This is a genomic window from Dyadobacter luticola (genome assembly GCF_005860805.1).
Taxonomy (GTDB): Bacteria; Bacteroidota; Bacteroidia; order Cytophagales; family Spirosomataceae; genus Dyadobacter; species Dyadobacter luticola.
The window spans coordinates 897,665-910,252 of sequence record NZ_VCEJ01000004.1; the positions used below are offsets into that span (position 1 = coordinate 897,665).

Genomic DNA, 12,588 nt, shown 5'->3' on the forward strand with positions numbered 1-12,588 from the left:
TGATTCAGAGCACTTATTGGAAAATTTATATTAGAAAATTTTAAAAAATTTTGCTTGAAAAGTGTTTTCCACACCCGCAGTGGACTCGGTGAGTTATCCACATATACGTTATAGGGTTTCAAGCAAATGTCGTGCCTGCGATGTAGAGAATTGAAATAAGTTACGTAGCTGTATTTCTACATGAAAATGCGTTGTTAATGGGGCATTTTCTATGCAGTCTGGATGGGATTTAGGCGGGTTTAGCTAAGTGTGGAAACAGCGACGTAGGAGATGCTCGTCGTACTGAATTATGTAAAAAGCGTAGGGGCTCATTCGTGTAAATAAGCGAATGCCAGAGAAAGTGATTTTCGTCCCTTATGAGCAGAAAACACACTCTATCTGGCAAAATATTGTTTAGCCTAGTAAATGTTAGTGCTCGATATTCAGTTGAATGCAGGAATGTCGGGCTCTCCGCCTGGTTCCCGCAGGGGTTCTACCTCTGGTACCACAGGCTCGATTGACGGTGTTTCTGGCTCGGGTTGGATTGGCGGCGTTTCTGGATCATCTTCAAAAGGCGGCGTCTCCTCAGGAATGTTCGGCGAAGGCACTTCCGGCCGCGGATCAAAAGGCGGCGTTTCGTTTGGTTCTGAGAAGTCCGAGTTACCAAAAGGCTGATCCCAGCTAGTCGCAAATTGATAGATATCCATGATTTTTAATGTTGATGATTCCCAAAAGTCTATACGCAGAATATAAAATAACTGTGCCGGGGTTTTGCGGGAAATTTTGCTTAGGACATGATCATTTTTAAAGCCCTCTAAAATTTTTTCACCCTTTGGGAATCATTTCACCTTTGCACTTGTAGTGTCTGCACTGTGCAGTATTAATATATTCAAATCTATCGATATATCAGGAAATGGAAGTACGGAAAGTAGAGCGGATATCGAAGGCCCTGGGAGATCCCAGCCGGATTGCAATTTTACAGCAGTTGCGTGAAAAGGAGAATTGTCTGTATTGTCACGAAATCCAGGATTTCATTGACCTGGCCCAGCCCTCGATTTCCCACCACGTCAAGCAGCTGGCCGACGCCGATTTGATTTACACATTAAAAGAAGGAAGAAACGTGAAGTACAAACTCAACCAAACAGTTCTCGACGAGTACGTAGCATTTCTCAATACATTAAAAGTTTAAAATTTTTTACCTGGATATATCGATACATTTCGATATGTCAATTCTCCCGAGTAGTAAGCCTAACAGTTTTTGAAAATCTTTGAGATTTAAGAAAAAGTTGAGGCGGACAAGTTTACAATCAATCGAATTATTTAAATACTTCAATATATACAAGCATGGAAAAGACCATCCAATCTGCAAAAATCGTATCCGGGCTCATCATTACCGGTGTGATCCTGCTCACCGTATTCTTTAAAGGATACACTTCAAAAGAAGGCGTGCCGCAAAAAGCAAAACCTGCCCCCGCGCCCGTCGTGACTGGCGTACCAGTTGATGTTCAGGTACTTCACTCGGAATCTTTAAATGATGAAATGACGGTTTCCGGAACGCTCCTGGCTTATCAGGACGTGAACATTACCAGCGAGCTGAACCGCAAAGTTGTAGCAGTTTACGCAAAAGAAGGAAAATCAGTAGCAGCAGGAACATTGCTCTTCAAACTAGACGATGCCGACCTGATCGCCGAGTTGGAACAATTGAAACAACAGGAAAAACTCGTGATCCTTAACGAAAAAAGATTCAAGGAACTCATTGACAATGAGGCGGCAAAGCAGCAGGATTATGACGAAGCATTCACCAACCTGAAAGTAATCCAGGCCAAGATCGAGCAACTGAAAGTGACGATTGCCAAAACCAGCATCCGTGCGCCTTTCAGCGGAAACCTTGGAATTGTAAATGTGCATACCGGCGCATACGTCACGCCCGGCGCTCCCCTCGCGCTACTTACAGACAACAGCCGTCTTAAAATCGATTTCGCGGTTCCTGAAAAACATGCGAATACCTTGAAGACCGGCGACGAAGTGCAATACCGCGTAGAATCGGACGAAAAATTGTATAAAGCCACCATCGTAGCCCACGAAGCCGGCCTCGATCAATCGACCCGCACATTATTGATGCGGGCCGTCACCAACAATGCCAGCCGCGAGCTGTTACCTGGCCAGAGTGCCCGACTTACCCTGCGTTTAGGCAATACCGGTAATGCGCTGATGGTGCCTAATCAGGCTTTGATCCCTTCTTCCAAAGGTTACAGCGTATTTGTCGTCAATAATCGTAAAGCAACTTTCAAACCCATCGAAGTCGGTCAGCGTAATGCATTTACCGTGCATGTGACCAAAGGACTTGCGCCTGGCGACACGATTGTCACCAGCAACATGCTCCGCCTGGCTCCCGGCGCCGACGTCCAACTGGTTTCTGTTCATTAAAATTCCATTCTCATGAGTGCTATATCTCAGGTAAGTATTTCCCGGCCGGTTCTGGCCGGGGTGATGTCCGTACTGCTTATACTTTTCGGTATCGTCGGTTATACGTTCTTAGGAACCCGCGAATATCCGGTGACAGACTCCCCGATTGTGATGGTGACGACGGTTTATCCCGGTGCAAGTGCCGATATCATCGCCTCCCAGGTAACCAAACCTTTGGAAGAAGCCATCGCGGAAGCGAACGGTATCCGCGCGGTTTCGTCCACGTCACGCGAGCAGGTGAGCATTATCACCGTCGAGTTTGAGCTCAATGCCGATCTCGAAGCCGCAGCCAATGATGTGCGTGACAAAGTTTCCAAATCGCGCCAGCAGCTGCCGACGGACATTGAACCCACGATCGTTGAAAAAGCCGGCCCGGCGGATTTCCTGGTTTTCCTGACAGTTCAGAGCAAGACCAAAACATTGGAAGACGTCACAGATTTTGTCAATATCAACATTAAAGAACGCTTGCAATCCATCCCCGGCGTCCGGCTGGTGGATTCTTACGCAGGACGGAAACGCGCGATGCGCCTCCGCATGGACCCGGTGAAACTGGCAGCCTACGGATTGACGCCGATCGACATTCAGAAGGCTTTGCAGCGTGAAAATGTGGATTTGCCCAGCGGCCGGATCGAAGGCCAGAATACGGAAGTTACCCTGCGTACCCAAGGCAGGCTGGTGACCGAAGAGGATTTTAACAACATGATTATCCGCGAAAGCGAAGGAGCGATTGTCCGCTTCAAAGATGTGGGCGAGGCGATCATGTCGTCGCAAAATGAGCGGACAGCCATGATTATTTACAATGGAAAAAGGGCCGACTATGGCGTGGGTACCGGCGTAAGTCCGCAGCGTGGTGCCAACTCATTGGCGATTGTAGATGAGTTCAAAAACCGTTTTGAAGAAATCAAAAAGACCGCCCCGAAAGAATATGAAATTGCTCTGGGAAAAGACTTTACTGTTCCTGTAAGAAACTCATTGTCAGAAGTTGAAGAAACATTATTGCTCGCTTTTGCGCTGGTATCCCTCATTATTTTTGTCTTCCTCAGAGACTGGCGCAGCACATTGATCCCGCTCCTCGCGATCCCGGTTTCCATCGTCTCGGCATTCTTCATCATGTACATTGCCGGGTTTTCGATCAACGTCTTGACATTGCTCGGACTGGTACTCGCAATCGGACTGGTGGTGGATGATGCGATCATTGTTTTGGAAAACATTTACAGTAAAGTCGAGGAAGGTATGTCGCCGATCCAGGCGGCGCGGCAGGGTTCCAATGAAATTTATTTTGCGGTGATTTCGACGACCATCACCCTGGTGGCAGTTTTTCTTCCGATTTTATTTTTAGGTGGATTGACAGGCCGTTTGTTCAAAGAATTTGCGATCGTCGTCGCGGGCTCGGTGACGGTATCGGCATTCGTAGCATTAACACTCACACCGATGATGAGCGCTTATCTGCTCAAAACAGGTACGTCCCATAATTGGCTTTATAAAAAAACAGAACCGTGGTTCGAAGCGCTGAACAATGCGTATGCACGCTCATTGTCGGCATTTATGAAAGTACGCTGGCTGGGTGTGGTATTATTGCTCGTATCATTTGGTGTGGCTTACTGGCTCGCGCCTAAGCTGCCGTCGGAACTGGCCCCGCTGGAAGACCGGTCGATGATCGGTCTCGCGGTGATCGCGCCGGAAGGTACTTCCTACGAAAGTATGGAAGCCAGTATGAAGGAAATCGGCAACTATATCGCCGATTCTATCCCTGATTTGAACTCCGAAAGAACTTACACAGCCGTTGCGGCGGCGGGCGGAACATTGGCGCAGCCGGTCAATGGTGGTTTTCAATGGATATTTTTAAATGAACCCAAAGACCGGAAAAGCGGACTTACCCAGGCGCAGATCTTCCAGAAGCTGGTGATGGCCGCCGGTCAGTTCCGGAATGTGCTGATCATTCCCGTGCAGACGCCGACGATCGGAGGTTACGGAAATACGCAACCCGTGCAGTATGTGATCCAGGCGCCGAGTTTGAAAGGTTTGATCGATGTGATGCCGAAATTGATGTCGCAGGTAGGGGGTAATAAAAAGCTGAATTTCGCCGATGCGGATTTTAAAATCAACCGTCCGGAAATCAGCATTAGCATTGACCGTCAAAGAGCGGCGCAGCTGGGCATTTCTACACAGGATATTGGTCAAACATTGCAGCTGGCACTGAGCAGCCGCAGGTACGGATACTTTATTTATAATGACCGCCAGTACGAAGTCATCGGCCAGCTCGACCGCGAAGACCGCTCGGCTCCTTACGATCTGAAATCACTCTATTTGAAATCTGGCAGCGGGGAAATGGTTTCACTGGACAATGTGACGAAACAAAATGAAGGTATCAGTCCGCCAGCGATTTACCGATATAATCAAAATTACAGCGCCACCATCTCGGCGACACCCGCAGCCGGGGTAAGTCTGGGAGAGGCGATCCAGGAACTGGATAAAATCGCTGCCAAAGAACTTCCGAAAGGTTTTACCACAGCATTAGCCGGACAAAGCCGCGATTATTCCGAAAGCAGTTCCAGCCTGATCTTCGCCTTCGTTTTCGCGATCGTGCTGATTTACCTGGTCCTGGCCGCGCAGTTTGAAAGTCTGGTCGATCCGTTTATCATTCTTTTGACGGTTCCGATGGCGCTGACCGGCGCATTGCTAAGTCTCTGGTTCACTGCACAAACGATCAATATTTTCAGCCAGATAGGTATCATTATGCTGATTGGTCTGATCACCAAGAATGGTATCCTGATCGTAGAATTCGCGAACCAGAGCAAGGAGGAAGGCCACACAACATTCCAGGCTGCGAAGGCGGCGGCGGTATCCCGGTTCCGGCCGATTCTGATGACCACGCTGGCGATGATATTCGGAACATTGCCGATCGCTTTATCGCTCGGTACTTCGTCTGGCAGCCGTCAATCGCTTGGAATAGTAGTAGTGGGCGGGCTGATTTTCGCCGGTGTACTTACACTTTACGTGATCCCCTCGATTTACTCTTACCTCTCCCGGCCTTTGAAAAAACACAACAAAGACGGAGAAATCACACAACCCGACGAGGCGCTGCTGCAAACGCATTAATGCCTCAGGAAGAACATTAATACCACTTTTCAATCATGAAAAAGATCATTTTAAATAAAAACAACAGGATCAAGCTGCTCGGCTTGCTCCTGGTACTGAGCCCCGTTTTTGCATGGAGCCAGAAACAAACCTTGTCGCTTGACCAGGCTATCGAAACTGCTAAAAGTCACAACCGTGAGCTGCGGATCGACTCGATGGGAATTGGAAAATCCGTACAGCAAACCGCTATCACCCGCGGTTTGCTACTGCCCAACATTAATCTCACCGGTCAGTACCAGCATTATTTTCAAAAACCGGTATTTTTTGGATTAAATGGAAATTCATCTTCCTCAGAAAGAATTGATTACGCACGTTTTGGCGGCGAAGATCTCGCTGGCGCGCAGGTATCATTGGTTCAGCCTATCTACAACTCCGGCGCAAAACAGGAAATCCAGCGGAGAAGGCTTTTGGAAAAACAGAGTGTACTAACATTCAGACAAAAAGAAATCGACGTAGTGGCGCAGGTGAAGCAAAATTATGTGCGGCAACTCGTACTGAGCGAGCGTCTTAAACTGCAAAATGAAAGCATTCTCCGAAACCGGAAAGCCCTGGCAGATTCGAGATACCTTTTGGCACAGGGCCGTGGTCTTCGGGTGGATACCTTGCGGGCTTACACTTTGGTCAAAAACCTGGAACCGGATGTTTTGCGGCTGACTTATGCCCTGCAAATCAGCCAGCAGCAGCTCAGAAACCTGCTGGGCGACGTTTCTGAAACCGAATATGTCCTCGCCGATTCGCTGGAACTGAGCCCGGCTGATTCGATTCCTTCGGAGTCGGGTACGTATAGATTATCCGTGCAGCAGCGGCCCGATTTGCAGATTTTAACATTGAATAAAGAGATTTCGGATAAGGAAATTGAGCTGTATAAATCGGCGCGGCGTCCGGTCGTGAATTTTGTAAGTCAATATCAATTGCAGACCCAGACCAACCAGTTTCGGTTTGGAAATGCGGCCTACCCGCCGGTTTTCTTCGCCGGTGTCCAGTTTGCGATCCCGATTTTTAGCGGAAACCAGCATGTGAACCGCATTGCACTGGGTAAAATTGAAAGACAACAAGCCGATTTGATCTACAACAATGCGCAGGAAAACCTGAAAACCGAAGTCAAACAAATCCTCGCAAGCCTCATTGAAACTTCCGAAAGGATCAAAACCCAGCGCGGCGTGTCGCAAACCGCGGAACTGAGCTACTCTATCACGAAATACCGCTACGAAAAAGGCGTCTCCACCCGCCTGGAACTCACCGACGCCGAACTCGCACTCACCACAGCCAAAGCCAATTACCTCGAATCCGTCTTCGATTACCTATCCGCCAAAATCGAACTCGACAGAGTAACCGGCAGCGGCATATAGCCGGCATTGCCGCCGTGCTGGCCGACAATTCCAATACGCTTATCAATCTGACATACTCCAGCGAGCTTGAAAGTCAGGCCGGAAGTTCGGGGATACCAGAGATTTTGAGCACGCACCCGCTTACTGCCGAGCGGATACAGGCGGCGAAAGCTGCTGCGAGGGAGCAGACCAGTATCAAAGACCAGTCGGACCTGCAAAACAAGTGGCTCCGGCTGGGAATAAATTAGTTAGTGCGGGGAATGGCACTGTTTTTTTGATTACTGGTTAAAAAAGAATGGGACTATGAAAGCATTAAATAAAGAAGGCCGGCAGCAGGTAGCAGACATTGCCGCGAAATATAATCTTAAAACTGAGTCAGTTGAAGCCTTATTAAAGGCAGTAATTAACGGAAATGGTTCGATGGCGCAATTCAACATTCCCGAATTGGGCGGATCGGGACAGTGGATGCGGGGCGGGATGACCATGGTGGGAGATATGTTCAACAACTCTTTGAAAACCACCGTAGAAAATTTGGCAAACGAACTTTCGGCGCTGGTAACCACCAGGGTACTTTTTGAAGATATTAAAGATGATTTCAACCACGAGACTTCCAGCTATGCTAGTAGCGGTGGCGGCGGAGTGGGCAATCATTCCTGGCCGTCGGTTTTTGGAAGTCCAACTTCCAGCGGCTCGCAGAATAATTTCCGGTATGCTTATTTCGGGCCGGTGCGCAGGCTGGTGATTGAGGAAAATGGCAAAAGGACGATTTACGACACCAAACATCACAACATTACCGGCATTTCGCAGCAGCAGGGATCAGGTAATTCCTACCAATTCACCAGCAAGGACGGGCCGGTCGATATCAGCAGCTTATCCGTGATTTCGGAGCCGGCCGCGCAGGTTCAGGAAACACCGGAAATTGCTTATGACGTTACTTCCAATGCGGATCTGAGAAGTTCAGCTACATCCAGCAGTCCGCAGGATATTATTTTTTCAACGATAGAAAAGATCAATGTGCTTTTTGAAAGAGGCCAGATCACCGAGCAGGAATTCAAATCCAAAAAGGAGGAATTGCTGGCGAGGTTATAACAACATTCAAATCATATTGTGAAAGGGTCCGGAAATCAGCCGGGCCCTTTTTTCGTTTCACTACGCGAATTGATATTTGCCTTTCTTTGTAGTTTGAACGAGCTCCGCAATTCCTGATGATATTTACGCAAATCTCAAAAACCATAGATCCGCTCGCCTTGAAGCTGGATCAATGGTCGGTTGAAGTTCTGAAATTTATCCCTAATCTCATTATTGCGATCCTGATCCTGGTGGTTTTCAGGTTCCTGGCAAGCTGGGGAAGCCGGATTATGGAGCGGATCCTGGGGCGGGCTTCACAGAACATTGCGCTGGTAAGTCTTATTTCGGCCATTACCCGGATTGCGATTGTAATGATGGGCTTGTTTTTTGCGCTGGGTGTTTTGGGGTTGGACAAAACAGTTACTTCGTTGCTCGCAGGGGCAGGTGTGCTGGCACTGGCTCTGGGTTTTGCATTTCAGGATCTGACGACCAACTTTATTTCCGGCGCATTCATCGCCATCCAGCGGCCGATCAAAGTCGGGGATATCATTGAAACCAATGGTTATACCGGCAAAGTTTTGTCAATCGGGTTGCGCTCGGTGAAGCTGGATAATTTCGCGGGCCAGCAGGTAGAGCTGCCAAGCAAGGATATTTTTCAAAAACCCATTGTAAACTTTACTTATTCCGGCGAGCGGCGCGTGCAAATGGAAGGTAGCATCGGGTATAAAGATGACCTGGCGAATGTAGAAGAGCTGGCCGTCGGCGTGATCAAAAAATTAACCTTTTTAAACAAACTAAAACCGATCGAATTCAACTTCACCCGGTTCAGTGAAAAAAGCGTTGACTTTGAAATTTTATTCTGGATCGACCAGTCGAAAATTGGCCCCGGCCCTGCAAAAAGTGCTGCTATGAAAGCGGTAAAGCGGGTTTTTGATGATAACAACATTTCGTTTCCCACGCCGGCTCGACCGATGGATCTGCTCCCGCATTTCAAAAATCCCGACGGTACTGGCCCGATTATCAGCCCCGAATAAACCAAAAACAAACAAAAGCCCCTGCTTCATCCGAAGCAGGGGCTTTTCACTTTTGAACCTCAATTGATATTAATATCTGTAAGTCTCAGATTTGAATGGTCCTTCTGGGGTCACACCGATGTAAGCAGCTTGCTCGTCAGTGAGTATATCCAGTTTCGCGCCCACGTGCGACAGGTGCAACGCAGCTACTTTTTCGTCCAGTGCTTTTGGAAGAACATATAATTTCTTCTCGTAAGCTGCGGTGTTGGTCCAAAGCTCGATCTGCGCCAAAGTCTGGTTAGAGAATGAGCAGGACATTACAAATGACGGGTGACCCATCGCGCAGCCCAGGTTTACCAGACGGCCTTCTGCCAACACGATAATGTCTTTTCCTTCCACATTGTAAATGTCAACCTGTGGTTTGATCTGCGATTTCGTGTGACCGTAAGCGTTGTTCAACCAGGCCATATCGATTTCGTTATCGAAGTGACCGATGTTACAAACCACTGCTTTGTCACGCATAGCACGGAAGTGGTTTTCGGTAATGATTTTGTAGTTACCAGTCGCAGTTACGAAAATGTTCGCACGGCTTGCAGCATCGTCCATGGTTACTACTTCAAAACCGTCCATAGCAGCTTGCAGTGCACAAATCGGGTCGATTTCGGTTACCAATACACGGCAGCCAGCACCACGAAGTGACTCTGCAGAACCTTTACCTACATCACCATAGCCAGCTACAACCGCCACTTTACCAGCCAGCATTAAGTCGGTAGCGCGACGGATAGAGTCCACCAGCGATTCGCGGCAGCCGTATTTGTTATCGAATTTGGATTTGGTCACCGAGTCGTTCACATTGATTGCAGGCAAGTGCAATGTTCCGTTTTTGTAACGCTCGTACAGGCGGTGAACACCAGTAGTAGTTTCTTCTGAAAGGCCACGGATACCGTCGATCAGCTCAGGATATTCGTCGAAAACCATATTGGTAAGGTCGCCGCCGTCGTCAAGGATCATATTCAAAGGCTTGCGATCTTCGCCGAAGAACAATGTCTGCTCGATACACCAGTTGAATTCCTCTTCATTCATTCCTTTCCAGGCGTAAACCGGGATACCTGCTGCTGCGATCGCCGCTGCTGCATGGTCTTGAGTAGAGAAAATGTTGCAGGAAGACCAGGTAACATCTGCACCCAGGGCAGTCAATGTTTCGATCAAAACCGCAGTCTGGATCGTCATGTGCAGGCAGCCCGCAACGCGCGCGCCGGCAAGTGGCTGAGATGGTCCGTATTCCGCACGAATCGCCATCAAACCAGGCATTTCGGCTTCTGCCAATGTGATTTCTTTGCGACCCCATTCGGCCAGCGAGATGTCTTTTACCTTGTAAGGAATGTACGTTTCGGTTGACGTTGCCATTATTTTACAGTTTAATGTTTGTCTTATTGATGTTACAAAACTAAGTAGAAAAACCACCGAGGGGAAGAAAAGTAGATACAAATTGTGATTTAGGATTGATATTTGGATAAAATGTCTATCGCGGGAACATTATCACGCACTTTCGCCCCGGGTTCCCGTGGTAATGCGCGCTCTGGCAGATATTTTGTCCGAAGGCGAAATTATTGCCTGATAATCATGCAGTTTGTCGACGATTCCGCTACTTCCGTCGACAATTTTTTGGTTTCCGATTTTTGGGTCGGCGATTAATTATATTTGTTCATGCGCCCCCAAACCCCGAAATATTTCTCTCCGGCCCGAAAAAGGATTTTGCCGCATATCGCATTCTGGGTGGTGGTGCATTTGATACTGACATTCATTTATGGGGCAGGGATGCCCGATTACTGGTTATCGCTGGGAATTGTTGCCCTGTTTTTGCCGATACACATGTTCTATTTTTACAGTATCGGCTACATCATTATCCCGAGGTTTTTTAACAAAAAAAAATACTTCGAAGTCTTTGCTGGGATCCTGTTTTGTGTCCTGATTTGTACGCTGGCTTTCAGGCTGATGGAAATCCTGGTGGCCGATCCGATCATTTACCGGGCCGTAAAAAAAACCGATCCGACCTTCGCCTGGCACAAGCTCGATGGTACCTTCCGGGAGCAGCTTGCGAAGCCAGTGTACCTGATCAGCGCGTTTGAGCAGACCAATATTTTTGTCTGGATCGCTTTGTCAATCAAATTTTTCAAAATGTGGTTCGAAAGAAGGCAGGCCGCCATAGAAGCCGAGCTGAATTTCCTGAAAGGGCAGCTTCACCCGCATTTTTTGTTCAATACCCTCAATAATCTTTATGCATTAACCCTCACCCAATCGCCGCAATCGCCCTCGGTGGTGATGGGCCTTTCCGAAATTTTACGGTATATGTTATACGAAGCGAATGCTGATGTGGTTGATTTGCAGCGGGATATCAGCATTGTAGAGAGTTATATTGAGCTGGAAAAAATTCGCTACGGCGACCGTCTGGACATTAATTTCAGTATCAATGGTTTGGCACCGGGCCAGCGCATCACGCCGCTGCTGATTTTACCACTGGTCGAAAATGCTTTTAAGCACGGCGCGAGTGAGCAGGTAGGGCAGGCGTGGATCAATATGGACCTGCGGGTGAAAAACAATTTGCTTAAATTCAAAATATCGAACAGTCGGCCAGAAAAGGCTGTGGTGAAGGAAGATAGGAACCATCACGTGAGCATCGGACTGGCCAATACACGTAAAAGAATGGATATTTTGTATCCCTCGGCTTATCAGCTGCGGATTTTGGAAGAGGAGGAAATGTTTGTGGTGATTTTGGAAATTGAGTTGGATAAAAGAATAGAAATATAGTCTGAGATGAAGCTAAGGACGATTCTGGTCGACGATGAGCCGCATGCGATTGAAGTGCTGGACAATTATCTGGGTAATTTTACCGAGATAGAAGTGGTGGCGCGCTGCTACGATGCGATCCAGGCTTTCCAGGTTTTGCAGCAAAACCAGATCGATCTAATGTTTCTTGATGTTAAAATGCCCGGCTTAAAGGGTACCGACCTGCTCCGAAGTCTCAAAAATCCACCAAAAGTCATTTTTACCACAGCTTATCAGGATTATGCCGTAGAAGGTTTTGACTTGAATGCGGTGGATTATCTTCTGAAACCCATCCCTTTCGAGCGTTTTCTGCGGGCCATCGATAAAGTTTTTACCGGACTGAACATTGCAAATCAGCCGGTTGCCGTCACACAAAAACCTGCCGTAAGTAACAAGGATGTTTTCTTATATCTCAAAGTCGACCGGAAAATGGTGAAGGTGAATGTAAGCGACATTTACTGGGTCGAGAGTTTGCGTGACTACATTAAGGTCGTTTTGAAAGATAAGGTATTGATTTCCAAACAAAAAATAAGTCTGCTGGAAGAGCTCTTGCCCGAAGATGCCTTCATCCGCATCCACCGCTCCTTCATTGTGGCAGTCGATAAAGTGGAAAGTTATCATTCCCACAAACTGGAAATTGACGGCAAAGAACTCCCCATCGGCCGCAACTTCCGCAATGACTGCCAGAGAAGATTCAAACTAACATTTTAATTTTTTCAAAAGAGATCAGTTGGTTGAAACCGACTGCAATTGATTCTTTACCGTCAGTT

At 47.7% G+C, this 12,588-nt stretch carries 11 protein-coding genes; 9 read left to right on the top strand and 2 right to left on the bottom strand.

The window, feature by feature from the left end; translation table 11 throughout:
- Positions 1–422 precede the first annotated feature (422 nt).
- Entirely contained in the window at positions 423–686 is a 264-nt protein-coding gene (locus FEN17_RS14540) for a filamentous hemagglutinin (RefSeq protein ID WP_138366071.1), read from the bottom strand.
- 206 nt (positions 687–892) lie between these two features.
- Between FEN17_RS14540 and FEN17_RS14545 the strand changes: the two genes are divergently transcribed.
- From FEN17_RS14545 to FEN17_RS14575, 7 genes are all read left to right on the top strand, one after another.
- Positions 893–1,168 (top strand): ArsR/SmtB family transcription factor, encoded by a 276-nt coding sequence (locus FEN17_RS14545; RefSeq protein ID WP_138366072.1) that lies wholly within the window; start codon positions 893–895, stop codon positions 1,166–1,168.
- Positions 1,169–1,323: 155 nt separating this feature from the next.
- Positions 1,324–2,406, top strand: a complete 1,083-nt coding sequence (locus FEN17_RS14550; protein WP_138366073.1) for an efflux RND transporter periplasmic adaptor subunit — start codon at positions 1,324–1,326, stop codon at positions 2,404–2,406.
- A gap of 12 nt (positions 2,407–2,418) precedes the next feature.
- Positions 2,419–5,544, top strand: a complete 3,126-nt coding sequence (locus FEN17_RS14555; RefSeq protein WP_138366074.1) for an efflux RND transporter permease subunit — start codon at positions 2,419–2,421, stop codon at positions 5,542–5,544.
- Between the two features lie 35 nt (positions 5,545–5,579).
- Positions 5,580–6,932 (top strand): TolC family protein, encoded by a 1,353-nt coding sequence (locus FEN17_RS14560; RefSeq protein WP_138366075.1) that lies wholly within the window; start codon positions 5,580–5,582, stop codon positions 6,930–6,932.
- A 14-nt stretch (positions 6,933–6,946) separates the two neighbouring features.
- Entirely contained in the window at positions 6,947–7,159 is a 213-nt protein-coding gene (locus FEN17_RS14565; protein WP_138366076.1) for a M48 family metalloprotease, read from the top strand.
- 55 nt (positions 7,160–7,214) lie between these two features.
- Positions 7,215–8,000: an SHOCT domain-containing protein gene (locus FEN17_RS14570; RefSeq protein ID WP_138366077.1), complete on the top strand. Its 786-nt coding sequence runs from the start codon at positions 7,215–7,217 to the stop codon at positions 7,998–8,000.
- 116 nt (positions 8,001–8,116) lie between these two features.
- Positions 8,117–9,013 (top strand): mechanosensitive ion channel family protein, encoded by an 897-nt coding sequence (locus FEN17_RS14575; RefSeq protein ID WP_138366078.1) that lies wholly within the window; start codon positions 8,117–8,119, stop codon positions 9,011–9,013.
- 69 nt (positions 9,014–9,082) lie between these two features.
- On the opposite strand, the gene ahcY is transcribed toward FEN17_RS14575, so the two are convergent.
- Positions 9,083–10,399: an adenosylhomocysteinase gene (gene ahcY / locus FEN17_RS14580; RefSeq protein ID WP_138366079.1), complete on the bottom strand. Its 1,317-nt coding sequence runs from the start codon at positions 10,397–10,399 to the stop codon at positions 9,083–9,085.
- A 300-nt stretch (positions 10,400–10,699) separates the two neighbouring features.
- Here ahcY and FEN17_RS14585 point away from each other — a divergent pair, with 300 nt between their 5' ends.
- Both FEN17_RS14585 and FEN17_RS14590 read left to right on the top strand, forming a co-directional pair.
- Positions 10,700–11,800, top strand: coding sequence for a sensor histidine kinase (locus tag FEN17_RS14585; RefSeq protein ID WP_138366080.1), 1,101 nt, complete (start codon positions 10,700–10,702; stop codon positions 11,798–11,800).
- 6 nt (positions 11,801–11,806) lie between these two features.
- Entirely contained in the window at positions 11,807–12,529 is a 723-nt protein-coding gene (locus FEN17_RS14590; protein WP_138366081.1) for a LytR/AlgR family response regulator transcription factor, read from the top strand.
- Positions 12,530–12,588: the final 59 nt, after the last annotated feature.